The organism is Pseudomonas sp. GM21, assembly GCF_000282215.1.
GTDB lineage: Bacteria > Pseudomonadota > Gammaproteobacteria > Pseudomonadales > Pseudomonadaceae > Aquipseudomonas.
Genome location: NZ_AKJS01000081.1, coordinates 1 through 26096, shown reverse-complemented (window position 1 = coordinate 26096; position 26096 = coordinate 1). Strand labels below are relative to the sequence as shown.

General features: G+C 59.9%; 22 protein-coding genes. 16 read left to right on the top strand and 6 right to left on the bottom strand.

Annotated features, from left to right (window positions below):
- Positions 1–3 precede the first annotated feature (3 nt).
- Both PMI22_RS15995 and PMI22_RS16000 read right to left on the bottom strand, forming a co-directional pair.
- Complete coding sequence (locus tag PMI22_RS15995) at positions 4–819, bottom strand: rhodanese-like domain-containing protein (RefSeq protein WP_007945611.1); 816 nt, start codon at positions 817–819, stop codon at positions 4–6.
- Positions 820–861: 42 nt separating this feature from the next.
- On the bottom strand, positions 862–2400 hold the full coding sequence (locus tag PMI22_RS16000) for an HDOD domain-containing protein (protein ID WP_007945610.1): 1539 nt from the start codon (positions 2398–2400) through the stop codon (positions 862–864).
- A 166-nt stretch (positions 2401–2566) separates the two neighbouring features.
- Between PMI22_RS16000 and motA the strand changes: the two genes are divergently transcribed.
- Entirely contained in the window at positions 2567–3418 is an 852-nt protein-coding gene (gene motA / locus PMI22_RS16005; RefSeq protein WP_007945609.1) for a flagellar motor stator protein MotA, read from the top strand.
- A 3-nt stretch (positions 3419–3421) separates the two neighbouring features.
- Positions 3422–4444 (top strand): flagellar motor protein MotB, encoded by a 1023-nt coding sequence (motB, locus tag PMI22_RS16010; RefSeq protein ID WP_007945608.1) that lies wholly within the window; start codon positions 3422–3424, stop codon positions 4442–4444.
- Between the two features lie 54 nt (positions 4445–4498).
- Here motB and rsgA read toward each other — a convergent pair whose 3' ends face one another.
- Entirely contained in the window at positions 4499–5530 is a 1032-nt protein-coding gene (gene rsgA, locus PMI22_RS16015; protein ID WP_007945607.1) for a small ribosomal subunit biogenesis GTPase RsgA, read from the bottom strand.
- A gap of 107 nt (positions 5531–5637) precedes the next feature.
- Between rsgA and orn the strand changes: the two genes are divergently transcribed.
- Both orn and PMI22_RS16025 read left to right on the top strand, forming a co-directional pair.
- Positions 5638–6180, top strand: a complete 543-nt coding sequence (gene orn / locus PMI22_RS16020; protein ID WP_007945605.1) for an oligoribonuclease — start codon at positions 5638–5640, stop codon at positions 6178–6180.
- A gap of 114 nt (positions 6181–6294) precedes the next feature.
- Complete coding sequence (locus PMI22_RS16025; RefSeq protein WP_007945604.1) at positions 6295–6906, top strand: trimeric intracellular cation channel family protein; 612 nt, start codon at positions 6295–6297, stop codon at positions 6904–6906.
- A 112-nt stretch (positions 6907–7018) separates the two neighbouring features.
- Here PMI22_RS16025 and queG read toward each other — a convergent pair whose 3' ends face one another.
- Positions 7019–8083, bottom strand: a complete 1065-nt coding sequence (gene queG, locus PMI22_RS16030) for a tRNA epoxyqueuosine(34) reductase QueG (protein ID WP_007945603.1) — start codon at positions 8081–8083, stop codon at positions 7019–7021.
- 63 nt (positions 8084–8146) lie between these two features.
- Between queG and PMI22_RS16035 the strand changes: the two genes are divergently transcribed.
- The 12 genes from PMI22_RS16035 to PMI22_RS16090 all read left to right on the top strand — a co-directional run bounded on the left by PMI22_RS16035 (position 8147) and on the right by PMI22_RS16090 (position 23184).
- On the top strand, positions 8147–9646 hold the full coding sequence (locus PMI22_RS16035; protein WP_007945601.1) for a bifunctional ADP-dependent NAD(P)H-hydrate dehydratase/NAD(P)H-hydrate epimerase: 1500 nt from the start codon (positions 8147–8149) through the stop codon (positions 9644–9646).
- Positions 9634–10104: a tRNA (adenosine(37)-N6)-threonylcarbamoyltransferase complex ATPase subunit type 1 TsaE gene (gene tsaE / locus PMI22_RS16040; protein ID WP_007945600.1), complete on the top strand. Its 471-nt coding sequence runs from the start codon at positions 9634–9636 to the stop codon at positions 10102–10104. Before PMI22_RS16035 ends, tsaE begins: the two co-directional genes overlap by 13 nt.
- On the top strand, positions 10105–11541 hold the full coding sequence (locus PMI22_RS16045; RefSeq protein WP_007945599.1) for an N-acetylmuramoyl-L-alanine amidase: 1437 nt from the start codon (positions 10105–10107) through the stop codon (positions 11539–11541). It abuts the gene before it with no gap.
- Complete coding sequence (gene mutL / locus PMI22_RS16050) at positions 11538–13472, top strand: DNA mismatch repair endonuclease MutL (protein WP_007945597.1); 1935 nt, start codon at positions 11538–11540, stop codon at positions 13470–13472. Before PMI22_RS16045 ends, mutL begins: the two co-directional genes overlap by 4 nt.
- On the top strand, positions 13472–14443 hold the full coding sequence (miaA, locus tag PMI22_RS16055) for a tRNA (adenosine(37)-N6)-dimethylallyltransferase MiaA (RefSeq protein ID WP_007945596.1): 972 nt from the start codon (positions 13472–13474) through the stop codon (positions 14441–14443). The genes mutL and miaA overlap by 1 nt, the downstream gene beginning before the upstream one ends.
- Positions 14444–14536: 93 nt before the next feature.
- Positions 14537–14797: an RNA chaperone Hfq gene (gene hfq / locus PMI22_RS16060; protein ID WP_007902656.1), complete on the top strand. Its 261-nt coding sequence runs from the start codon at positions 14537–14539 to the stop codon at positions 14795–14797.
- Between the two features lie 12 nt (positions 14798–14809).
- Positions 14810–16111, top strand: a complete 1302-nt coding sequence (hflX, locus tag PMI22_RS16065; protein ID WP_007945595.1) for a ribosome rescue GTPase HflX — start codon at positions 14810–14812, stop codon at positions 16109–16111.
- A 96-nt stretch (positions 16112–16207) separates the two neighbouring features.
- A complete protein-coding gene (hflK, locus tag PMI22_RS16070; protein WP_007945594.1) occupies positions 16208–17383 on the top strand; it encodes an FtsH protease activity modulator HflK in 1176 nt (391 codons plus the stop codon).
- Complete coding sequence (gene hflC, locus PMI22_RS16075; protein WP_007945593.1) at positions 17383–18252, top strand: protease modulator HflC; 870 nt, start codon at positions 17383–17385, stop codon at positions 18250–18252. Before hflK ends, hflC begins: the two co-directional genes overlap by 1 nt.
- A gap of 315 nt (positions 18253–18567) precedes the next feature.
- A complete protein-coding gene (locus tag PMI22_RS16080; RefSeq protein WP_007945592.1) occupies positions 18568–19755 on the top strand; it encodes an ATP phosphoribosyltransferase regulatory subunit in 1188 nt (395 codons plus the stop codon).
- Between the two features lie 54 nt (positions 19756–19809).
- A complete protein-coding gene (locus PMI22_RS16085; protein WP_007945590.1) occupies positions 19810–21099 on the top strand; it encodes an adenylosuccinate synthase in 1290 nt (429 codons plus the stop codon).
- A gap of 150 nt (positions 21100–21249) precedes the next feature.
- Positions 21250–23184, top strand: a complete 1935-nt coding sequence (locus PMI22_RS16090) for a methyl-accepting chemotaxis protein (protein ID WP_007945589.1) — start codon at positions 21250–21252, stop codon at positions 23182–23184.
- Between the two features lie 117 nt (positions 23185–23301).
- Here PMI22_RS16090 and PMI22_RS16095 read toward each other — a convergent pair whose 3' ends face one another.
- Together PMI22_RS16095 and PMI22_RS16100 are read right to left on the bottom strand one after the other, a co-directional pair.
- Positions 23302–24867 carry an ABC transporter permease gene (locus tag PMI22_RS16095; RefSeq protein ID WP_007945588.1) on the bottom strand — a complete coding sequence of 522 codons (1566 nt, stop codon included), beginning with the start codon at positions 24865–24867 and terminating at the stop codon, positions 23302–23304.
- Complete coding sequence (locus tag PMI22_RS16100; RefSeq protein ID WP_007945587.1) at positions 24867–25877, bottom strand: iron ABC transporter substrate-binding protein; 1011 nt, start codon at positions 25875–25877, stop codon at positions 24867–24869. Before PMI22_RS16100 ends, PMI22_RS16095 begins: the two co-directional genes overlap by 1 nt.
- Positions 25878–26096 lie beyond the last annotated feature (219 nt).

The following is a 26096-nucleotide window of genomic DNA, read 5'->3' as shown; positions in this document are numbered from 1 at the left end:
ACCTTAAATCTCTACGGGGGTGTCGGGGTGGTTGCCCCATTCGCCCCAGGAACCGGCATAGCCTTTGACCCGCGGATAACCGAGGGATTTGGCCACCAGATAGGTGAAGCCAGAACGGTGATGAGTCTGGCAGTGGGTAATCACTTCTTTGTCTTTACTGATGCCGAGCTGTTCGAGGATCTGCGGCATGTCCGTGCGGATGCGCAAGTTGCGCGCCTTATCCATGCCCGCGGTCCATTCGAAATTGACGGCACCGGGAATGTGCCCGGCCTTGGCCGCCAGCACTTTCTCGCCGGAGTACTCCAGCGGCCCGCGCGCGTCCCAGATCGCCAGGTCGGCGGCACCTAAACGGCTTTGCAGGTACTCGCGGGTGGCGGTGGGTTCGTCGTGCAGGGTCAATGCCACCGGGCCGCCAACGGGTGCCGGAATCTGGATCGACATGGGCATGCCTTCTGCCAGCCAGGCCGGCAGGCCGCCATCAACGTAGTGGTACTTTTTGTGACCGATAACGTCCAGCAGCCAGATAAAACGCCCGGCCCAGCCGCCGCCTTCATCGTCATACACCACATACACTGCATCGCGATGGTGGCCCAGCTCTCCGAACAACGCTTCGAGCGCCGCTTTCGGTGGCATCAGCCCCGGCGCTGGCGCCTGCCCGAGTTGCGTGCGTTTCGGATCGACAAAACGCGCGCCGGGAAGGTGCCCTTCGGCATAACGGGCACTGCTGGTCAGGTCCACCAGAATCAGGTCGCGGGACTCAAGACGAGGGAGCAAGTCGCTCGGCTCGATCACCAGCGGCAAGCCAGAGAAGTCAGACATGTGAGGTCTCCAGAGCACAAAAGGGAGGATTGTAACGCAGCGTCATTGGCCGCGGTGGCTAAAGGTGTGTAGGGCTTTCTCGATGCACTGCGCGGTTTTGCCGAAGGCTTGCACGGTGATTTCCGAGAGCGGTCCGCCACCCTGATCTGCCACCACCACCATGATCACCCGACCATTATTGATCAGCGAGCGCAGCAACAGGTGTTCGCCACGGAACTGTGCGCGCAGGCTGGCAGGCAACAAGGCTGAGAATTGGGCGGTGTTGGCCGGTGTCAGGCGCACCTGAGCCTGTTGCGAGAGCAATCGTTGCAGGACGTTGCTTTGGTTCACCACGAAATTCAACCCGGCCGTTTCTTTTGGCAATCCGGCAACCTGATGTACCCGCAGATTGGCGTGTGTGCGGTCAGCCATCAAGATCATCACCCGGCGCATGCCGCACGCGACCAAGGCGTCCCGGGCGGAGGTGGTCAAGTGCATGGCGTTGGTGAAGGGGCTTGGCTCCAGCAGTAACTCGGCGCACTGGCTGCGCCACTTCGCCAGGTCTTCGGTGGTCGGCGCCGGTGCCGGTAGCAGCCCGGCGTGGATACGGTTCATGCCCGGCGGCCAGAGCAGCGATACGGCCGGGTGCCACAGGTCCGGCATGGTATGTAGCCGGGCGCTGTTGGCGGCCTGTTGGTGCAATTGCTGCTGCACGTCGGCCATGGGGATTTGCAGGTAAAGACTGGTCAGGTATTGCCAGCGCGCGCTGTGAGGACTGTCCCACGCCTGTTGCGCCGACAGCGCCAGGCCGTTGGCCAACAGCACGGTATTGGCCGGCTGATTGAGCCAGCGACGCAGGGTCGGATCGTCATCGAGGCGGTTTTGCTGGCGCAAGGGATGATCGCTGTCGCGGGCAATGCGCAAGACCTTGACCAGTTCGCGCTGCTCGGTCAGCAGCAGGCGATATCCCTGTTCCACCCAAATCGGCAGGCGCCAGAGGCTCACCAGGGTCTGGCATATGTCCAGCAGGCGCACGCCGAACAACTGCTTTTCGACATTGCGTGCCGATTCGCCCTTATGGAAGACCCGCAGCTCCCACTCTTCAAGCAATTGCGGATGGGTCAGCGCCATGGGCCATAGCGGCGAGAGAAACAGCAGGCTGCCCCAGTGAATGTCCTGCCACAGCCGCGCGAGGCGACTGGCAAAAAAACCATTGGCCTGTTGCGTCGCGTGCTGGCTGATCAACTGCAACTGGCGCAAGGCAACCGGGATCTGTGACAGGGGCTCTGCGGGCAGGCGGGCGAGCAGTTCTTCGGTGCGTTTCAAACCGAGGCGATTGATCGCCACTTCAAGGTTTTCCGCGGGCTCGGTCATGCTGCCGTGGGTGTGACGGTTGGCTTCACGAATGATGCTCAAGGCCAGGGCAGGGCTGTCTTGCATGAGCTCTGCGATATCCCGAAGCGAACTGCGGTTATCGGCGATGGCCTTGCTGACACGGTCATGGGCATCTTGCGGAACTGGCAGGCGCACGCCATCGAGAAGCTTGACCCAGCCTTCAAGTGTGGTCGGTTTTTGAGTCGCAATGTTCGTTGGGTTAGCCATGGTTGGACGCAATCATCGTCTGCATTACCTATGCCCGGAGTAGGCTAAATTAGCTTTTCGCTTGAACGGCCTATAGTCTGGCGCAGTTTTGCCGATAAGGAGAAGAAGAGATTTTTCAACTTCCGAATATGACCTTGAACCCGACTCAGTAAGTGCTCTCCTACCTATGGCTAAAATTCTCGGCATCATCGTCGTATTCGCAAGCGTGCTTGGCGGATACGTGCTCTCACACGGCAAGATTGCCGCCCTTATTCAGCCTTTCGAGGTGATGATTATCGGTGGTGCGGCCCTGGGCGCATTCCTGCAGGCCAACCCAGGCCATATGGTCAAACTCACGCTGAAGAAAGCCTTCGGGATGTTCAGCTCGCGTTTCAACCACACCTTCTACCTTGAAGTGCTGGGGCTGATTTACGAGATTCTCAACAAAAGCCGCCGCGAAGGCATGATGGCCATCGAAGGCGACATCGAAGATGCCGCGGCGAGTCCGATCTTCGCCAAGTACCCGGCGGTGCTCAAAGATGACCGCATGACCGCGTACATCTGCGATTACCTGCGCATCATGTCATCCGGCAACATGGCGCCCCATGAGCTCGAAGGCCTGTTCGACATGGAGCTGACCAGCCTCAAGGAAGACCTGGATCACCCCTCTCACGCGGTGAACGGCATCGCTGACGCCATGCCGGGTTTCGGTATCGTCGCGGCGGTACTGGGTATCGTGGTGACCATGGCGTCCCTGGGTGAAAGCGATCAGAAAATGATCGGCGTGCACGTCGGTGCGGCACTGGTCGGTACCTTCTTCGGTATTCTCGCCGCCTACGGTTTCTTCGGCCCGCTGGCCCATGCACTGGCCCACGACGCCAAGGAAGAGCTGAACGTTTACGAAGCCATCAAGGCGTCGCTGGTTGCCTCGGCCTCCGGCATGCCGCCATCGCTGGCCGTAGAGTTCGGACGCAAAGTGCTGTACCCGGCGCACCGTCCTAGCTTCGCTGAGCTGGAACAAGCGGTTCGCGGTCGCTAAGTCATGGAAAATAACCAGCCGATAATCATCAAGCGCGTAAAAAAATACGCGGGCGGGCATCACGGGGGCTCCTGGAAAATCGCTTTCGCGGACTTCGCGACGGCGATGATGGCGTTTTTCCTGGTGCTGTGGCTGCTGTCCACTGCAACACCGGAACAGAAAATCGCCATCGCCGGTTACTTCAAGGATCCGGTCGGCTTTACCGAAAGTGGCACGCCGTACATCATCGATCTGGGCGGTTCTCCGACTCTGGCGCCAGAGAAAACCCTTAACCCTGAAGTTAAGTCTGAGCCCCAGCCAGACCGCGTCACCATCGACACCGAACAAGTCGAAGGCATGGCCGAGCTGGTTGAGAAGGAACGCCTGGAATTGTTGCTGCAAGAGTTGCAGAACAAGGTCGATGAAAACCCGCAACTGCAGAAATTCAAGGACCAGATCCTGTTCGAGATCACCCAGGACGGTTTGCGCATCCAGATCATGGACGCGGAAAACCGCCCTATGTTCGACTCCGGCAGTGCGCGACTCAAACCGTATTTCGAAGACATTCTGCTGGCCATGGCCGACACCATCAAAGCGGTGCCGAACAAGATCAGCATCAGCGGCCATACCGATGCCAAGCCGTACTCGGGCACCGGTGATTTCGGCAACTGGGAACTCTCGGCCAACCGTGCCAATGCCGCCCGCCGTGCGCTGATCGCCGGCAGTTATCCGGATCAACAGGTGGCGCGGGTGGTCGGTTATGCCTCGTCGGCGCTGTTCGACCGGGAGAACCCGTTCAATCCGGTCAATCGCCGGATCGACATTGTGGTGCTGACCAAGAAAGCCCAGCGCGCCATCGAAGGTTCACAGGGTGCGGAACCTGCGCCAGCACCAGCGCATAGCGGTACGGGCGAAGTGCCGGCCAAGCCAGCCGATCCGAACGCATTGCCGGCGGATAAAGAACCGCTGCCGGCCCATGAGCTTCGCGAGCGATTGAACATCTTCGAAAACCCGGCACCGAAACCGGCGGAGCCGCCGAAGCCGTGACCCACAAAAAAGCCGCGAGATGATCGCGGCTTTTTTGTGTCTGGAGGCTGCTGCTTAGTAGCTGGTCTCAGGCAAGCTGGCAATGATCGAGCGGTAGCTGTTCATCCGTTGCTGCTGCACGCGGCCTTCTTCGAGGGCCTTGAGCAGGGCGCAACCCGGTTCACGGTCGTGTTTGCAGTCACGGAAGCGGCAGGTGCCGATCAGGTCGTTGAACTCGATGAAACCGGCTTCAACGTCGGCACGGCTGACGTGGCCCAGACCGAATTCACGAATACCCGGGGAGTCGATCAACTCACCGCCACCGGGGAAGTGGAACAGCCGCGCGGTGGTCGTGGTGTGAGTGCCCTGGCCGGACAGTTCGGACAACGGGCCGACACGGGCTTCGACTTCCGGCAGCAGGCTGTTGACTAGCGACGACTTGCCGACACCGGACTGGCCGACGAATACGCTGATGCGACCGTCCAATTGTTTTTGAAGTTGCTCCATGCCATTGCCGTGATGCGCCGACACTTCCAGCACCGGGTATCCGAGTGTGCGGTAAACCGCCAGCAAGGCATTCAGGGCCGGGGCGTTCTGCTCGTCGATCAGGTCGAATTTGTTGAGCAGCAGCAGTGGCCGGATACCTGCGTGCTCGGCGGCAACCAGATAACGGTCGATCAGGTTGGCGTGTGGCTCGGGCAGCGGGGCAAACACGATGACGATCATGTCGACGTTGGCCGCTACCGGCTTGAGCTGGCCACGGCTGTCCGGACGGCAGAGTTCGGTTTTACGTGGCAGTTGCGCCACGATTACGCCGATGCCCTGGTTGCCGGCACGCCAGACCACTTGATCACCGGTCACCAGCGCTGGCAGGTTGGCGCGCAAGTGACAGCGGAACACCTGGCCAGCCAGCTCGCCATCGAGGGCCTCGACTTCGACCTGTACACCGAAGTGCGCGATCACCAGACCCGTCTGTTCCGGACCCAGGTCGCCACCCTCAAGTGCCTCGACAGCCGAGGACTCGCGTTTGGCGGCGCGGGCAGCGCGTTCGCCCTGAATCTTTTCGATGCGCCAGTTTTGACGACGATTGAGTTGGCGTTTGGCCATGGGTGTTCCGTATCAAGAATGCAGCGATTAGGTAAAACGGCCGCGAGTTTAGCACGCCCCGCCGGTTGCCTAGGCTAAACTGCGCAGCATTGCCTAGGAGCCGACACATGCAAAACCCGCAGAATCTGATCTGGATCGACCTGGAAATGACCGGTCTGAACCCTGATACCGACGTCATCATCGAGATGGCCACCATCGTCACCGACAGTGATTTGAACACCTTGGCCGAAGGTCCGGTGATCGCCATCCACCACAGCGACGAAATCCTTGCCGGCATGGACGAATGGAACACCCGTCAACACGGCGGTTCGGGCCTGACCCAGCGCGTTCGTGACAGCCGCATCAGCATGGCCGAAGCCGAAGCCGAGACCATTGCTTTCCTGGAGCTGTGGGTGCCGAAGGGCAAGTCGCCGATCTGTGGCAACAGCATCTGCCAGGACCGTCGCTTCCTTTATACGCACATGAAATCCCTGGAAAGCTTCTTCCACTACCGCAACCTCGACGTCTCGACCCTGAAAGAGCTGGCCGCTCGCTGGGCACCGGACGTGCGCGACAGCTTCAAAAAGGGCAGCACCCACCTGGCGCTGGATGACATTCGCGAATCCATCGCCGAGTTGCAGCACTATCGCAAGCACTTCATCAAGTTCTGAATGGGCGGTGTCTGCTCAGACACCTTCGGTGATTGAATTGATTCTCAGGTGCCCTCTTTTGGGGCGTCGATGAAGTGAGTAGACTGCGCGCCTTTCTGCAAGGACCGCCTCGCCATGTTGCTGATGCTCTACCTGATCGCAATCACCGCCGAAGCCATGACCGGTGCGCTCTCTGCCGGCCGGCGCGGCATGGACTGGTTTGGGGTGGTGTTGATCGCCTGCATCACGGCGTTGGGCGGCGGTTCGGTGCGCGACGTGCTGCTCGGCCACTACCCGCTGACTTGGGTCAAGCACCCGGAATACCTGGTGCTGACCTCGATCGCGGCGATGTTTACCGTCTTCGCTGCACGCTGGATGCGCCACCTGCGCTCACTATTTCTGGTGCTCGACGCCGTGGGCCTGGTGGCGTTCACCCTGATCGGCTGCATGACCGCGCTGGAAATGGGCCACGGCATGCTGGTTGCGTCGGTCAGTGGCGTGATCACCGGCGTATTCGGCGGCATCCTGCGCGACATCTTCTGCAACGACATCCCACTGATCTTCCGTCGCGAACTCTATGCCAGCGTCTCGTTCGCCGCGGCGTGGTGCTACATGCTCTGCATCTACCTGCAATTACCCGGTGAACAGGCGATTTTGATCACGCTGTTTGGTGGTTTCCTGCTGCGGTTGCTGGCGATCCGTTTTCACTGGGAAATGCCGAAATTCGTTTATAACGACGAAGCCTGATTTCACACGGTCCCTGTAGCAGCTGCCGAAGGCTGCGTTCGGCTGCGAAGCAGTCGTAAGTGATCAGATCCGCCGCGAGTCCTGCGGCCTCGAACGCAGCCTTCGGCAGCTGCTACAGGAGTCCGTGTTGTTTCAGGGCCCACTCGACATGCTCACGCACCAGTTCTGACGGATAGTCGCGCCGAGCCTTTAGCGCTTCCAGCACCGGAATGCTTGATGGCGCGTTCCCCAGGCCCACCGCCAGGTTTCGCAACCAACGCTCATAACCCGCTCGCCGTAACGGCGAACCTTCGGTGCTGCTGAGAAACTTCTCCTCATCCCACATGAACAGCTCTGCCAGCTCCGCGTTGTCCAGATTGTGTCGTGGCTTGAAATCGCTTTCTCCAGTGGGGCGGGCGAAGCGGTTCCATGGGCAGACGATCTGGCAGTCATCGCAACCAAACACCCGATTGCCGATCAGGGGGCGCAAATCTTCCGGAATCGCGCTTTTCAGTTCGATGGTCAGGTAGGAAATGCAGCGCCGGGCATCCAGTACATACGGGCCGACGAAGGCGTTGGTCGGGCAAATGTCGAGGCACGCCGTGCAGCGACCGCAATGTTCGGTGGTGTGAGGTGGATCGACCGGTAGCGGCAGATCGACAAACAACTCGCTGAGGAAGAAGTAGCTGCCGGCCTTGCGATTCAAGACCAGGGTGTTTTTGCCGATCCAGCCGAGACCGGCCTGTTCGGCGATGGCTTTTTCCAGCACTGGAGCGCTGTCGACGAATGCACGGAAACCAAACGGACCGATCTCGGCCTGAATTTTATCGGCCAGTTGCTGCACACGTTTGCGGATCAACTTGTGGTAATCACGGCCCAGGGCATAACGCGACACGTAGGCTTTTTCCGGCTGAGCCAGCAATTGCGCCATTTGAGTGTCTCCGGGCAGGTAGTCCATGCGCAGGGAAACGACCCGAAGTGTGCCGGGCACGAGTTCTTCCGGGTGCGAACGTTTGCTGCCGTGGGCGCCCATATACTCCATTTCGCCGTGGTAGCCGGCGGCGAGCCAGCGCTCCAAATGCTGCTCATGCTCTGCCAGGTCGAGGCCGCTGATGCCGACTTGCTGAAAGCCCAGCTCGCGACCCCAGTCCTTGATGGATTGGGCGAGGGCGGACAGGTCTGTAGGAATAGCGGGCATGAGGCGAGAGAAACCGGAGCTGAGGTGCGTATAATTCTGCCAGACATCGGAGCCCGAAGACGCATGCCGCACACTAAAGATGATTTACCCGACGCGCTGTATAGCGCTGCGCAGGTCCGCGGGCTCGATGCGAGCCTTATTGCGGCCGGCACACCGGGCTTCGAGTTGATGCAGCGCGCAGCCCGGGTGACCTGGCGTGCGCTGGTCCGGCAGTGGCCGTCGGCGAGTGAATTAAGTGTGCTGGCCGGTCACGGTAATAACGCTGGCGATGGTTATCTGGTGGCGGTGCTGGCCCAACGTGCGGGTTGGTCGGTGCGGGTACTGGCGGTCGGTGATCCCCAGCGTTTGCAGGGTGACGCAGCGTTGGCCCATGCCGAGGCCGTTTCCGAGAACATCTTGATTGAGCCCTGGACTGCGCAGGCTGAACTGCGCGGCATCGTGCTGGACGCGTTGCTGGGCACCGGTCTGACGGGTGAAGTGAGGGTGCCTTACGCAGACGCTATCGCGGCGATCAACGCCTGCGGATTGCCGGTGGCGGCGGTGGATATCCCTTCGGGCCTTTGCGCCGATACCGGGCGCGTTCTCGGGGCGGCGGTGCAAGCCGATCTTACCGTGACCTTCATCGGGTTGAAGCTGGGACTGTTCACCGGTGATGCCGCAGACGTCGTCGGTGATCTGGTTTTCAACGATTTACACGCCGATCCACAACTGGTTGAGGCCGCGTCGGTTAGCGCTCGTCGCCTGACGACCGGTAACTTGCCGCGCCTTGCCCCCCGAACACCGACGTCCCACAAAGGCAAATTCGGCCACGTGCTGCTGATCGGTGGTGATCGCGGGTTAGGGGGGGCGATCCTGCTGAGTGCACAAAGCGCTCTGCGCAGCGGGGCCGGCATGGTCTCCGTGGCCACTCGCAGTGAGCATGTTGGCGCCGCGCTGGCTAGAATCCCTGAAGCCATGGTGCTGGGCACGTCATCGGCCAACCAGCTGATGGAACTGCTGCAAAAGGTTTCTGTACTGGTGGTCGGTCCCGGCTTGGGGCAGGCTTCCTGGGGCCGTAGTTTGCTGTCGGCCGCGGCCAATGCGCCGTTGCCGCAAGTCTGGGATGCCGATGCATTGAATATGCTGGCCGAAGAACGTGTGAATTTGCCCAAGGACTGCGTGATCACACCGCATCCAGGTGAAGCGGCGCGATTGCTCGGGATCAGCACTGCCCAAGTGCAGGCTGACCGCCCGGCAGCGGCACATGCATTGAGCAAAAAATACACGACTGTCGTGGTGTTGAAAGGCGCCGGCAGCCTGATCGCCAGCCCCGATGGGCGTCTGGCGTTGTGTCATCAAGGTCATCCGGCCATGGCCACCGCCGGACTAGGCGATGTGCTGGCCGGGTTGGTGGGCGCTCTGCTGGCTCAAGGCATGCCGGCGTTCGACGCCGCTTGTCTGGCGGTCTGGCTACACGCCAACGCAGGTGAGCAACAAGGTAAAAATGGCCGTGGGCTGGCGGCCAGTGATCTGATCCCGGCCATTCGTCAGTTGTTGGAGGAGCAAGCACCGTGTCTGAAGTAACCCTGTACCTGGCTGATGAAGAGGCGATGACCGCTTTTGGCGCACATATCGCAAAAACCACCCAAGGGCACGGTCTGATTTTTCTGGAAGGGGACCTGGGGGCGGGGAAAACCACGCTGTCGCGGGGCATCATCCGGGGGTTGGGGCATGTCGGCGCAGTAAAAAGCCCGACGTTCACGCTGGTCGAACCTTACGAGATCGGCGAGATCCGTGCCTTCCATTTCGACCTGTACCGTTTGGTCGATCCGGAAGAGCTGGAGTACCTCGGCATTCGCGACTACTTCGATGACGACGCGCTGTGCCTGATCGAGTGGCCGGATAAAGGTGCAGGCTTTTTGCCAAAGCCCGACCTGACCATTACCATTAGCCCGCAAGACAGCGGGCGTTCGCTGAAAATTTTATCCCAGGGCTCGCGTGGCGAGGCCTGGTGTGCCGCTTTGGCATTGGAAACCAATTAAATGATGGGGTCAGGTATGCGCTTTCGCGCAATGGTAGCTGCCGTAGGATTGTTGTTTTTGGCGGTGACCGTCGACGCTGTGGCCGACTCGAAGGTCAATAGCGTTCGCCTGTGGCGGGCGCCGGACAACACACGGCTGGTGTTCGACCTGACCGGGCCTGTGCAACACAGCGTTTTCACCCTGACTGCTCCGGATCGGCTGGTGATCGACATCAATGGTGCGACACTCGGTGCGCCGCTGAACGTCAACACATCCAATACCCCCATTACCGCCATGCGCTCGGCTCAACGCACGCCGACCGACCTGCGGGTGGTTATCGACCTGAAAAAGGCCGTGACCCCAAAAAGCTTCTCCCTGGCCCCGAATGCCCAGTACGGCAACCGACTGGTGGTTGACCTGTTTGATAGCGCCGCTGATGCCTCACCGGCGCCGTCGCCAGTACCGACGCGTTCGGTCGCCACGATGCCGGCAGTGCCGGTCACGCCGGTTGAGCCGGCGATCAAGCTTCCACCTGCACCGGCCGGCAAGCGCGACATCATTGTGGTGATCGATGCCGGCCACGGCGGTGAAGACCCGGGCGCCTCAGGTTCTCGCGGTCAGCGGGAAAAAGACGTGGTATTGGCCATCGCCCGTGAATTGCAGCGTCAGGTCAATGGCATGAAAGGTTTCCGCGCCGAATTGACCCGCACCGGCGACTACTTCATTCCATTGCGCGGCCGTACCGAAATCGCCCGCAAGAAAGGCGCCGACCTGTTCGTTTCGATCCACGCCGACGCCGCGCCTTCGGCTGCCGCCTTCGGTGCTTCCGTATTCGCCTTGTCTGATCGCGGTGCTACTTCGGAAACCGCCCGCTGGCTGGCAGACAGTGAAAACCGCTCCGACTTGATCGGTGGCGCCGGCAACGTCAGCCTCGATGACAAGGACCGCATGCTCGCGGGCGTGCTGCTTGACCTGTCGATGACGGCGTCGCTGACGTCCAGCCTGAACGTCGGCCAGAAAGTGCTGAGCAACATCGGTCGCGTCACTCCGTTGCATAAACAGCGTGTGGAACAGGCCGGGTTTATGGTGCTGAAATCGCCAGACATCCCGTCGATCCTGGTCGAAACCGGATTCATCTCCAACGCTAACGAAGCCTCAAAGCTTGCGGCATCGAATCACCAGCAGGCGCTGGCGCGTTCGATCAGCAGCGGCGTGCGTCAGTTCTTCCAGCAGAATCCGCCGCCAGGCACTTACATTGCGTGGCTGCGCGATTCCGGAAAAATCGCTCAAGGCCCTCGTGATCATCGGGTCAATCCGGGTGAGACCCTGGCGATGATTGCCGTGCGTTACCAAGTGTCGCCAGCGACGCTGCGCAGCGCCAACAACCTGTCGAGCGATGAGCTGAAGATCGGTCAGCATCTGACCATTCCAGGCACCGAACTGGCGGCCAAAGAATGAATCAAGTCGTGACCAACAGTGCTCGCATCGAGCTGCTCAGCCCGCGACTGGCGAACCAGATTGCCGCCGGCGAGGTGGTTGAACGCCCGGCCTCGGTGATTAAAGAGCTGCTGGAAAACAGCCTCGACTCTGGCGCCAAACGCATCGATGTCGATGTCGAGCAGGGTGGCGTCAAGCTGCTGCGGGTGCGCGACGACGGCAGTGGTATTTCTGCCGATGACCTGCCGCTGGCCTTGGCCCGACACGCCACCAGCAAAATTCGTAACCTTGAGGACCTGGAGCAGGTCATGAGCCTGGGGTTCCGTGGTGAGGCTCTGGCGTCGATCAGCTCCGTGGCGCGCCTGACCCTGACGTCCCGCACCCGCGATGCCGATCAGGCCTGGCAGGTCGAGACCGAAGGCCGGGACATGGCGCCCCGCGTGCAGCCAGCCGCCCATCCAGTGGGTACCTCGGTGGAAGTGCGCGACCTGTTCTTCAACACTCCGGCTCGGCGTAAATTCCTCAAGACCGAAAAAACCGAATTCGATCACCTGCAGGAAGTGATCAAGCGTCTGGCGCTGGCGCGTTTCGACGTGGCGTTCCATTTGCGACACAACGGCAAGACCATCCTCAGCCTGCACGAAGCCCATGACGACGCGGCGCGTGCCCGGCGTGTGGCGGCCATTTGCGGTTCGGGTTTCCTCGAACAGGCGCTGCCGATCGAAATCGAGCGCAATGGCCTGCATTTGTGGGGCTGGGTCGGTTTGCCGACGTTCAATCGCAGCCAGGCGGACTTGCAGTACTTCTTTGTGAATGGCCGCGCGGTGCGCGACAAACTGGTGGCTCACGCGGTGCGCCAGGCCTATCGCGACGTGCTGTTCAATGGCCGGCATCCGACATTCGTACTGTTTTTTGAAGTTGATCCGGCCGGTGTCGACGTCAACGTGCACCCGACCAAGCACGAAGTTCGCTTCCGTGACGGGCGCATGGTTCACGATTTCCTCTACGGCACCTTGCACCGCGCCTTGGGCGATGTGCGCCCGGAAGATCATCTGGCTGCACCGGTCGCGACGGCCATCGTTCGACCGACCGGCCTCGACGCCGGTGAATTCGGCCCGCAGGGCGAGATGCGCCTGGCAGCCAATGCGTTGCTGGAGCAGCCCCAGGCGCAGCCGTCGTTTAATACCCCGGCTGGCTCGGGCGCCGGCGCCGGCTATCAGTATCAATACACGCCACGGCCTCAGTCCGGGGTGCCGGTCGCCGAGGCTCAGGCCGCCTATCGCGAGTTTTTTGCGCCGCTGCCCGAGGCCAGCGCGGTCGCGCTGCCCGAGGCCAGCGCGGTCGCGCTGCCGGCCGGGCAGGACGACATTCCGCCACTGGGTTATGCACTGGCGCAGCTCAAAGGCATCTACATCCTGTCGGAAAACGCCCAGGGGCTGGTGCTGGTGGACATGCATGCAGCCCACGAGCGGATCATGTACGAACGCCTGAAAATCGCCATGGCCAGCGAAGGCCTGAGCGGTCAGCCGCTGTTAGTGCCAGAGTCATTGGCCGTCAGTCAGCGCGAAGCCGATTGCGCCGAAGAGCACGTCGCGTGGTTCCAGCGTCTCGGCTTTGAGTTGCAGCGCCTGGGGCCTGAGACCCTGGCCATTCGACAGATCCCGGCCTTGCTCAAGCAAGCTGAAGCCAATCGACTGGTCAGTGATGTATTGGCGGACCTGATGGAATATGGCTCCAGCGACCGGATTCAGGCCCATTTGAACGAACTGCTCGGAACGATGGCCTGTCACGGCGCGGTGCGGGCGAATCGGCGCCTGGCAATCCCGGAAATGAACGGCCTGCTGCGCGACATGGAAAACACCGAGCGCAGTGGTCAATGCAACCATGGCCGACCGACCTGGACCCAATTGGGCCTGGACGATCTGGACAAACTCTTCTTGCGCGGTCGTTGATGAGCCAGCTCCCTCCAGCGATTTTTCTGATGGGCCCGACCGCTGCGGGCAAGACCGACCTGGCCATCGAACTGACCAAAGTCCTGCCTTGCGAGCTGATCAGCGTTGATTCGGCGCTGGTCTACCGGGGCATGGATATTGGCACGGCCAAACCGTCGAAAGAAATTCTGTGCGAATTCCCGCACCGGTTGATCGACATTCTTGACCCGGTGCAGAGCTATTCGGCCGCTGATTTTCGCCGTGATGCCCTTGAAGCGATGGCCGAGATCACTGCGCGGGGAAAAATTCCGCTGCTGGTGGGCGGCACAATGCTCTATTACAAGGCTTTGGTCGAAGGCCTGGCGGACATGCCGGCGGCTGATCCCGAGGTTCGCGCACAGATTGAAGAAGAGGCTGAACGCCTTGGCTGGCAAGCCTTGCACGAACAATTGGCAGCCATTGATCCGGTATCGGCTGCACGTATTCATCCGAACGATCCGCAGCGACTCAGTCGAGCACTGGAAGTTTATCGCGTCAGCGGTCAGAGCATGACCGAGCTGCGACTGAGACAAACTGCGCAAAGTACTGAAGCAGCCGCTTCGGGACTGCAACAATTGCCCTATACTGTCGCGAACTTGGCCATTGCTCCGGCAAATCGCCAGGTACTGCACGAACGAATTAAACAAAGATTCACGAATATGTTGGAACAGGGATTCATTGACGAGGTCGTAGCCCTGCGCAAGAGAAGTGACCTGCATTCCGGGTTGCCGTCTATACGTGCAGTAGGCTACCGACAAGTCTGGGATTACCTGGATGGCAAGCTGACACAAGCCGAGATGCAGGAGCGTGGAATCATTGCCACGCGCCAATTGGCAAAGCGTCAGTTCACCTGGCTGCGCAGTTGGGCTGATTTACACTGGCTGGACAGCCTTGATTGCGACAATCTGCCGCGCGCCTTGAAATACTTGGGGACCATCTCCATATTGAGATGAGTCTTTTCAATTGCCGTCTATCCTTGGGGGTGTGACGGCTAAAGCCATCTGTTTACCTATTTTTTATTTTGAATCCTTAAAGGAGTGCGGCACATGTCAAAAGGGCATTCGCTACAAGACCCTTACTTGAATACTTTACGTAAAGAGAAAGTTGGGGTGTCCATCTACCTGGTCAACGGTATCAAACTGCAAGGCACGATCGAGTCTTTCGACCAGTTCGTTATCCTGCTGAAAAACACCGTGAGCCAGATGGTTTACAAACACGCTATCTCTACAGTGGTGCCGGTTCGTCCAATTCGTCTGCCTAGCGCAACCGAATCCGAAGCAGGTGACGCTGAGCCAGGTAACGCCTGATAGGAGTCTCCTTTGTTCTTTGAGCGCCACGGTGGTGGTGAGCGAGTCATCCTCGTTCACTTGGATGGACAGGACCCTGAGGCGCGCGAAGATCCGCAGGAGTTTCAGGAGTTGGCTAATTCGGCCGGCGCCGAGACCGTTGCGTTTTTTAACGTGCCGCGTCATCGGCCAACCGCCAAATTCCTGATTGGCAGCGGCAAGGTCGAGGAGCTGCGCGACCTGGTCAAGGCCGAAGAGGCCGATCTGGTGATTTTCAATCACATCCTCACGCCCAGCCAGGAACGTAACCTCGAGCGTGTGTTCGAGTGTCGCGTGATCGACCGCACCGGTCTGATTCTCGATATTTTCGCCCAACGAGCCCGTACCCATGAAGGCAAGCTCCAGGTAGAACTGGCCCAGCTTGACCACATGAGCACCCGGCTGGTTCGTGGCTGGACCCACCTTGAACGCCAAGGTGGCGGCATCGGCATGCGTGGTCCGGGTGAAACCCAACTGGAAACCGACCGCCGTTTGCTGCGGGTTCGCCTGCGACAGATCAAGGGGCGGTTGGAGAAAGTGCGCAGCCAGCGCGAGCAGTCGCGACGTGGCCGTATGCGTGCGGATATTCCTACCGTGTCGCTGGTGGGGTATACCAACGCCGGTAAATCCACGCTCTTCAATAACGTGACGAAATCCGACGTGTACGCGGCTGACCAATTGTTTGCCACGCTGGACCCGACCCTGCGTCGTCTGGATTTAGACGATCTGGGGCCGATTGTCCTGGCGGACACCGTGGGTTTCATTCGCCACTTGCCCCACAAGCTGGTCGAGGCATTTCGGTCTACTCTCGAAGAGTCGAGCAACTCCGACCTTTTGTTACACGTGATCGATGCGGCCGAACCCGATCGTATGTTGCAGATCGAGCAGGTGATGGTGGTGCTGGGCGAGATTGGTGCCCAGGACTTGCCGATCCTCGAGGTCTATAACAAACTCGATTTGCTTGAAGGCGTTGAGCCACAAATCCAGCGTGACGAAAACGGCAAACCCCAGCGGGTCTGGCTGTCGGCGCGTGATGGCACGGGCCTGGAATTGCTTGAGCAAGCCATTGCCGAGTTACTCGGCAGTGATTTGTTTATCGGTACCTTGCGCTTGCCGCAACGTTTTGCTCGACTGCGTGCGCAGTTTTTCGAAGTCGGTGCGGTGCAGAAAGAAGAACACGACGAAGAAGGCATCAGCCTGCTGGCCGTTCGCTTGCCACGGATCGAGTTGAATCGATTGGTGAGCCGCGAAGGTTTGCAACCGAATGACTTCATCGAGCAACACACTTTGCAATAAAAGCCTGAGAAAGCGGTTGTGCCGTGGTGACAGGCATTCTGTAGCATTGGTCGGCGCGCCGTGGGTGCGTCTTTGCTTTATCAGATGGAGAGCGCTATGGCTTGGAATGAGCCGGGTGGCAACTCGAATAATCAGGATCCTTGGGGTGGCAAGCGCCGCAATAACGGCGACCGCAAGGGACCACCGGATCTCGACGAGGCCTTCCGAAAGCTGCAGGAAAGCCTGAACGGGTTGTTCGGTGGTGGTAAGAAACGCGGTGATGACGGCGGTGGTTCGGGCAAGAGTGGCGGCTTCGGCGGCATTCTTGGCATCGGCCTTGTCGTGCTGGCGGCCGTTTGGCTGTACAGCGCGGTCTACGTCGTCGACGAGCAGGAGCAAGCCGTAGTGCTGCGCTTCGGCAAGTACTACGAAACCGTTGGCCCTGGCCTGAACATCTATTTCCCGCCGATCGACAAAAAGTACATGGAAAACGTGACGCGTGAGCGTTCGTACACCAAGCAGGGGCAAATGCTGACCGAAGACGAAAATATCGTCGAAGTCCCACTGACCGTGCAGTACAAGATCAGCAACCTGCAGGATTTCGTGCTGAATGTTGATCAGCCGGAAATCAGCCTGCAGCAAGCGACAGACAGTGCCTTGCGTCACGTGGTGGGTTCTACCGCCATGGACCAGGTGCTGACTGAAGGTCGTGAGTTGATGGCCAGCGAGATCAAGGAGCGTCTGCAACGCTTCATGGATACTTATCGCACCGGTATCGCTGTTACCCAGGTCAACGTTCAGAACGCAGCGGCACCGCGTGAAGTTCAGGAAGCTTTCGATGACGTGATCCGTGCCCGTGAAGACGAGCAGCGTTCGCGCAACCAGGCTGAAACCTATGCCAACGGCGTCGTGCCGGAAGCTCGTGGTCAGGCCCAGCGTATCCTCGAAGATGCCAATGGTTACCGTGACGAAACCGTCTCGCGCGCCAAGGGTGAGGGCGATCGCTTCACCAAGCTTGTGGCCGAGTATCGCAAGGCCCCTGAAGTCACTCGCGAGCGTCTGTACCTGGACACCATGCAGGAAGTCTTCACCAACACCAGCAAGGTACTCGTGACCGGCAACAAGAATGGCCAGAGCAATCTGCTGTACTTGCCGCTCGACAAGATGGTTGAAAGCGGTCGCAACACCAGCAGCGCTCCAGTGTCGGGCGCGGCAGCCAGCAGCAATGAAGCGAATACACGTGCAGCAGCTGATCTGCAACAACAGCAAGCACGTACCAGGGAGAGTCGCTGATGAGCAATAAATCGCTGATCGCCCTTATTGTCGTCGTCGTCGTGGCGATCGCTGCCTGGAACTGCTTCTACATCGTGGCTCAAACCGAGCGTGCGGTGTTGCTGCAGTTCGGTCGCGTAGTCCAGACCGATGTTCAGCCGGGCCTGCATGTGAAAGTGCCTTACGTTAACCAGGTGCGTAAGTTCGACGCACGCCTGATGACGCTGGATGCACCGACACAACGCTTCCTGACGCTGGAAAAGAAAGCCGTCATGGTGGATGCCTTCGCCAAGTGGCGCGTGAAAGATGCCGAGCGCTTCTACACCGCAACTTCCGGCCTCAAGCAGATCGCCGACGAGCGTCTGTCCCGTCGTCTGGAATCAGGCCTGCGTGACCAGTTCGGTAAGCGCACGCTGCATGAAGTGGTTTCCGGTGAGCGTGACGCGCTGATGGCTGACATCACCGCTTCGCTGAACAAGATGGCGGAAAAAGAACTGGGCATCGAAGTCGTCGATGTTCGGGTCAAGGCCATCGATCTGCCGAAAGAAGTGAACCGCAGCGTGTTCGAGCGTATGAGCACCGAGCGTGAGCGTGAAGCTCGCGAGCACCGCGCCAAGGGTAACGAGCTGGCAGAAGGCATCCGTGCCGACGCCGATCGTCAACGCCGCGTGTTGCTGGCTGAGGCCTATCGTGAATCTGAAGAGGTTCGCGGTGACGGTGATGCCCAGGCATCTGCGATCTACTCCAAGGCTTACGGCCAGGACCAGGAGTTCTACGCTTTCTACCGTAGCCTGCGCGCCTACCGTGAAAGCTTCGCGAACAAATCCGACGTCATGGTCCTGGACCCAAGCAGCGACTTCTTCCGTTACCTGGAAAAAGCCAAGCCTTGATACCGCGTTGACCTGAATCTTCCCCCGCCTGGCGGCTAAAGCCTCGGGCGGGGTGATCCTTTGGGAAAACGTGTGTATGATGCGGCAGCCGGGAAATTCCCGGCTTTTTTGCGTCTGCACGTTTGATTGCTGTTTTCAGGCAGAAGACCGAGTTGAATGACTCGACAGGATTTTCGAGGAAAGTGGTTGGCGAAGCCGGTTTGAGGCTTTTCGCCGTGTCGTTCATGCGCGTGGTTTGCACATGAGCCGATCATTTTCTGCTTCACTCAAGGCTCGCCCGAGGGCTTGCCGCCCGGATCATAGGGGAATGGCGTAATGGCAACGGTAGACCGCTGGCTGCTGCCAGATGGCATCGAAGAAGTACTGCCACCTGAAGCTGCGCGCATTGAAGTGGCGCGTCGTCAGGTGTTGGATCTGTTCCAGAGCTGGGGTTACGAGTTTGTCGTGACTCCCCATATCGAGTACCTGGAATCCTTGCTGACCGGCGCGGGTTCGGACCTCGATTTGCGTACCTTCAAGGTCATCGACCCGCAATCGGGTCGGCAGATGGGTTTCCGTGCCGACATCACGCCGCAAGTGGCGCGCATCGATGCGCACACCTTGCGCCGCGAAGGTCCGAGCCGTCTGTGCTATGCCGGTAGCGTGCTGCACGCTCAGCCTCGTGCGTTGTCGTCCTCGCGCAGCCCGATCCAGTTGGGTGCCGAGTTGTATGGCGATGGCAGCCCGAGCAGCGATGTGGAAGTCATCAGCCTGATGTTGGCTATGCTGCAACTGGCCGATGTGCCGGATGTGCACATGGACCTCGGTCATGTCGGCATCTACCGTGGCCTGGCCCGCGCTGCCGGATTGTCCGGCGAAGTCGAGCAACAATTGTTCGATGCGTTGCAACGCAAGGCCATCGATGAGGTCATTACCTTGACCGAAGGCCTGCCTGCCGATCTGTCGGGCATGCTGCGCGCATTGGTTGATCTGTGTGGCGGCCGTGAAGTGCTGAGCGCTGCCCGCGAGCGTCTGGCGAATGCTCCGGCCCCTGTTCTGGCTGCTCTGGACGACCTGTTGGCGATTGCCGAGCGTTTGTCCGTGCGTTTCCCGGAACTGCCGCTGTATTTCGACCTGGGCGAGTTGCGCGGTTACCACTACCACACCGGTGTGGTGTTCGCGGTGTTCGTGCCGGGTGTTGGCCAGTCCATTGCCCAGGGCGGTCGTTACGACGACATCGGCGCCGACTTCGGTCGCGCTCGTCCGGCCACCGGCTTCTCTACCGATTTGAAAACCCTGGTGACCCTGGGGCGTGCTGAAATCGAGCTACCGTCTGGCGGTATCTGGATGCCTGACAGTACGGATGCGGCACTCTGGCAGCAGGTTTGCCAGTTGCGCAGTGAGGGTCAGCGTGTCGTTCAGGCATTGCCTGGGCAACCATTGGCCGCCGCCCGTGAAGCGGACTGCGACCGGCAATTGATTCAGCAGAACGGGCTTTGGCAAGTATTGCCGCTGGCTTCTTGAGTTTTCCTGCCGGCCGCCGCCGGCACCAAGTTTGCGCGAATGAGGACAAGTGTTATGGGTAAGAATGTCGTAGTCCTGGGCACCCAATGGGGTGATGAGGGCAAAGGCAAGATCGTTGATCTGCTGACCGAACATGCTGCCGCCGTAGTGCGCTACCAGGGTGGCCACAACGCTGGTCACACACTGGTGATCGACGGCGAGAAAACCGTCTTGCACCTGATCCCGTCGGGCGTATTGCGCGAAGGCGTGCACTGCCTGATCGGTAACGGCGTGGTGGTTGCACCCGACGCCCTGCTACGCGAGATCACCAAGCTGGAAGAGAAAGGCGTACCGGTGCGCGAGCGCCTGCGTATCAGCCCGTCCTGCCCGCTGATCCTGTCCTTCCACGTGGCGCTGGACCAGGCCCGTGAAAAGGCTCGTGGCGAGCTGAAGATCGGTACCACCGGTCGCGGCATCGGCCCGGCGTACGAAGACAAGGTTGCACGTCGTGGCCTGCGCGTTGGCGACCTGCTCAACATGCCGCGCTTCGAAGACAAGCTGCGTGAACTGGTGGATTACCACAACTTCATGCTGGTGGGTTACTACAAAGAGCCTGCCATCGAGTTCGAAAAAACCCTGGCCGAGTGCAAGGAATACGCTGAGCTGCTCAAGCCGTTGATGCTGGACGTGACGGCCGAGCTGCACGACCTGCGTCGCGCTGGCAAAGACATCATGTTCGAAGGCGCCCAGGGTTCGTTGCTCGATATCGACCACGGTACCTATCCGTACGTGACCAGCTCCAACACCACCGCCGGTGGCGTGGCGACCGGTTCGGGCGTTGGCCCGATGTTCCTGGACTACATCCTGGGGATCACCAAGGCTTACACCACTCGCGTAGGTTCGGGTCCATTCCCGACTGAACTCTTTGATGAAGTGGGTGCGCACCTGGCCAAGCAAGGTCACGAGTTCGGCGCTACCACCGGCCGTGCCCGTCGTTGCGGCTGGTTCGACGCCGTTATCCTGCGTCGCGCTATCGATGTGAACAGCATCTCGGGCATCTGCCTGACCAAGCTGGACGTACTCGACGGCCTGGAAACCATCAACATCTGCGTCGGCTACAAAGATGCGCAAGGCAACGCCGTTGCCCCGACTGACGCTGACAGCTACGTAGGCCTTCAGCCTGTGTACGAAGAAGTGCCGGGCTGGACCGAATCGACCGTGGGTGCCAAAACCCTGGAAGAGCTGCCAGCTAACGCTCGTGCCTACATCAAGCGCGTTGAAGAGTTGATCGGCGCGCCGATCGACATTATTTCGACGGGCCCGGACCGTAACGAAACCATCGTTCTGCGTCACCCGTTCGCCTGATAAGTCGTTGATGTACAAAACAAAGGCCCCTTAATCGGGGCCTTTGTCGTTTATGCCTGTTGGACGGCATGACCTTTGCTGTGATCTTGATTAAAAGCATCGCTTCCAGCGCGCCATCAATTTAATGGCGCTAAAGCAGAGGGATTTTAAGTGTCAGCCGTTCTCTCATTGTTACAAAGTCGTTTATTGCGGCCTGTGTTCATTACGCTGGGTATCGCCCTTTTGGTGCAGGTGCTGGTGGCTGTTGCTCTGACCCGGAGCACAGTAACTGCGCTGGAAGCCGATCTGGCTGTGCGCCTGGGCGCCGACAGTCAAAAACTCTCTGGCGAGCTTGAGCAGGCGGGACGTGAGGTCACGTCGAGCCTCGACAGCCTCTCCACCAGCACGCGTCAGCGCCTTACCGCCGGTTTATCCTCGCGATTGAAGGATGAGCAGGCACAGTTGCGAGCCACGCTGGAAAAAGACCTGAAGGATTCCGCCAATGATATGGCGCAGCTTCTTGCCTCGGTCGCTCCCCGCGCCATGTGGGACAGCGACGTTCCCACCCTGTCTGAGTTTGCCCGCCGGGCGCAGCGTAATCCCAATGTGTTGTTCGTGGTTTACGACGATGCAACGGGGCAGCACCTGACGCGCTATCTGAATCGCGAAAACCCGATCAACAAGGCCTTGCTGGAAAAAGGTCAAGGCGAGCGCGCGCTGGACAAGGTGCTGGACGCGGCGAAGAACGCCCCATCGGTTTATTACCTTGAAGCCTCGATCAACCCTAATGGCGTGGAAATCGGCAAGGTCGTGATGGGTGTCTCCACCGCCTCGGTGGAAACCGATCTGGCGGCCCTGGACAAGCGGTTCTCGGCGCTGATTGCCAGCAGTGATCAACTGGTCGGCGACAGTCTCAAGGGCGCGGCCGCAGACAGTGCAGCGGCCATGGGTGCGCGTTTGCAGTCGGCGCAGTCCACGGCCTCTGAAATGAAAGCCAATACCGCCAGCACTGTGCAGGAAGCGGCGGCGACCTTGCGCTGGCGCATCGGTATGGGCCTGGCGCTGGTCGGTTGCGGTGTGTTGCTGTTGCTGGCAGTGGTGCTGGGGCGTCGAGTAGTCACCCGCTTGAAGTTGTTGATCAGTGCCATGGATGATCTGGCGGCGGGCGAGGGCGACCTGACCAAGCGTGTGCAGATCAACAGCAAGGACGAAATCGGCGACATGGCCTCGGCAGTCAATCGCTTTGTGGATAAGTTGCAGCCAATTGTGCGCGAGGCGGGCGATGTGGCCCAGCGCACCGGCGTGGAAATCGGCGCCATGACTTTGCGTAATGCCGGGGCTGACAAGGCGGCGGGCATGCAGCGTGATGAAGTGGCCGAAAGCCTGCGCGCGCTGTCGCGGATGGCTGATGAAGCCCAGTCAGAAAGCCACGCCATGCAAGCTGCTTTGCAACAGGTGGTGGACATTCGTTCGGCCACTGATGAAAACACCCGGACCTCGGCGAAAGTTGGCAGCCTGATCGAAGCGTTGGCCGGCCAGGTCGATACCGGTGCGAAAGTCATCGAGCGGCTGGCGCAGCAGAGCGAGCAGATTGAAGTGGTGTTGACGGTGATTCATGGGATCGCCGAGCAAACCAATCTGCTGGCACTCAACGCCGCCATCGAAGCAGCGCGTGCGGGCGAGACTGGTCGCGGGTTTGCGGTAGTTGCGGACGAAGTGCGGGCTCTGGCAAGCAAGACGCAGAGCTCGACCGGCGACATCCAGGCGCACATCGTTGCCTTGCAGCAAGGCGCGCGTGAGGCGGTGGCTGCGATTGGTCAGGCGGGGCGCCAGGCCAGCGAAGGTTTGCTGGTATTGCGCGACAGTGCGCGGTTGCAGCAGTCGGTGCAGGCATCGGTCGAGCAGGTGCATGCGGCGATTGGTCTGGCGACTCAGGCCGCGGCGCATCAGGCGCAAGGTGCGCACGCAGTGCGGGGGCGGGTTGAGACCATTCATGCACAGGCTGAGAAAGCGGCTCAGGCTGTAGTGGAAACCACGGCCAGCGGCAAGGTGCTGGATGGCTTGGCGGCGCAGTTGAAGGCTAGTCTGGGGCAGTTCAGGGCTTAATCGGTTGTCTGGGCTGACGCATCGCGGGCAAGCCCGCTCCCACAGGTGCTTCTGTGAACACAAATGTTGTGTGAAACAGAAGACATTGTGGGAGCGGGCTTGCCCGCGATGGCGGTCTCAACGGCTCAAATACATCCGGGTGGTTAACAAATAAACCGGTACCCCCGACACCAAAATCAACAGCGCCGCATAAGGCGCCGCCGCCGCAAACTCCACATTCGCGGTATGCGCCCAAACCTCGGTCGCCAAGGTATTGAGCCCGGTCGGGCTCAACAGCAGCGTCGCCGTCAGCTCCTTCATTGCATCCAGAAACACTAGCGCAAACGCCGCGCCCAGCGCCGGGAAAATAATCGGCAAGGTAATCCGGCAAAACGCAGTGAGCGACGTAGCCCCCAGCGTGCGCGCGGCCTCTTCCAATTGCGGCGCAGCCTTGTTCAGGGCCGTTCGAATCGGCGCCTGTGCCAGCGGCAGAAACAACAACGCATAAGCGATCAGCAGCAATGCTGATGTCTGGTACAGCGCCGGCACATAGTGCAGGGCGAAGTACACCAGCGTCAGCGCAATCACCAGGCCCGGCAGTGCATGCAGCAGATACGGCAAGCGCTCGGCCCAGATCGCCAATCGGCCTTTGTAGCGCACCACCAGCAATCCCACCGGAACGGCCAGTACCAGGCAGAGCGCCGCGCCTCCTAGTGAAAGAGCAAGTGACGACAACAGTGCTTCACCAATCGCCGCCACCGGGAACGCGGCTGAAGAGCCGACCGCCAACCAATACACGAGCATCCCCAGCGGAATGCCGCTGCCGATGATCGCCAGGGTCAGGCAGTAAAGCTGTCCGGCGCGGGTCCAAGGCCCCAATTGAACCTGTTCCGCTTGTCGCGCCGCGCCTTGGCCGGTACGAACATGCCGGCCCTTGCCGCGAACCCGCAGTTCCAGCCACAGCAATATCAGGCACAGCGCCAGCAACACCGCTGAAAGCATCGCCGCGTTGGCATTGCTGAATTCCAGTTCGAACTGTTGATAAATCGCTGTGGTAAAGGTTTGCAAGCCGATGATCGACAGCGCACCGAACTCCACCAACATATGCAGCGCGATCAGCAGTGAGCCCGCCAGCAATGATGGCCAGAGCAGTGGCAGCGTGACTCTGAAAAACACGCCCCAACGATTCTGTCCAAGCGTCCGTGCAGATTCTTCAAGAGAGGGATCAAGATTGCGCAACGTCGCCGCCACAGGCAAAAAGATCAGCGGGTACTTTGACAGCGTCATCACCAGAATCGCCCCGCCCAGCCCTTCGAAGTGAGCGCTGAGCGATACCCAGGTGAAACTGCTGACAAACGCCGGTACTGCAAATGGCAGGCACAGAATCACGCCCCACAAACGACGTCCCGGCAGATTGCTGCGTTCCAGTAGCCAGGCCAGCGACAAGCCGATCACGCCGCAGGCCAGTGTCACGCCAGCCATCAACGCCAACGTATTACGCAGCAGTCCAAACACATAAGGTCGCCACAGCAGATGCAGCGCTTCGGTCCAGCCGGCTTGCCAGGCCTTGAGCCCGACGTACATCAGCGGCAACAGGCTGAGCACGACCAGCAGCAGAACCGGGAGCAGCAGCCAGATTGATGGCCGCTTGCGCCGTGGCACGTACCCCCCGCGCGAGGCGGGAGTAGATAACGGTGTGCTCATCAGTTCAAGCCAACGTCGCGTTCCAGGTCCAGGGCTTGCTCGGCGTTACCAAGATCGGCCGGCGTGACATTTGGGGCTTGCAGTTCGCTGAACGGCTTGAGGCCACGATCCGACTCCATGCCTTTGTGCAGCGGGTATTCAGCGGTGGTCTGGGTGATCACGCGCTGACCTTCTTCGCTGGCCATATAGGCGAGGAATTGTTGGGCTTCTTGTGGGTGTTTGCTGGATTTCAGCACCGCTGCACTGGAAACGGTGATCAGCCCGCCAACGTCGCCGCCGGTGAAGTAGTGCAGTTTCGAATCGAGCTGGCCTTTCTCGCGCTGCAAGGCGAACCAGTAATAGTTGTTCACCAGTACGGTGGCGACTTCGCCATTTTCCACAGCTTTAAGGGCGACCATGTTGTTGCTGTAGGTTTTGCCGAACGCACGCAGGCCGGTCAGCCATTCTTCCGCTGCATCCATGCCGTGCACTTTGATGATCGCGACGGCCTGTTCTTGAAAGGCGCCGCTGGTAGGCACGAAGCCGACCTTGCCTTGCCATTTTGGATCGGAGAATTCCATCACCGACGTGGGCAGGTCCTTCTCGTCAATCAGCTTGGGGTTAAATGCAACGACCCGGACCCGAGCTGTGATGCCGATCCAGGTGCCGTTGCCTGCTACATATTCCTTGGGCAAAACCGCCAGCGTGGTGTCGTCGGTCTTCGCCAGCAGGCCTTGCTCGCCCAGTTTGTTCAGCGGCGGCGACTCTTCGGTGTAAATCACGTCGGCGGGGGAGCGATCGCCTTCTTCCACGATCTGGCTGGCGAGCTGGTTGCTGCTGCCTTTGCGCACGTTGACGTGGATGCCGGTCTTGGCTTCGAAAGCCTTGGCGATGGCGTCGCCGACTTCCTTGTGTTGACCGTTATAGAGTGTCAGGGATACCGGATCGGCGGCTTGGGTGAGGGGTGTGGCGAGTGCCAGGCCGAGGAGGGTAAAGGTCAGACCGCGGCGCAGGGTATTTCGAAACATCATTCGCAGGGTTCCTCACTGTCGCATTGCAAAAACTTCAAACAATGATAAACGATATTGTTTCTCATGTGCGCCTTGGGGGCCTGGTAAGTGGCTGCTGCGCGGCTGGCACAACCCCTGTAGCAGCTGGCGAAGCCTGCGTTCGGCTGCGAAGCAGTCGTGAAATCAGACGATGCGGTGTTTCAGGAAATCCGCGCGTTCAGGATTTACGACTGCTACGCA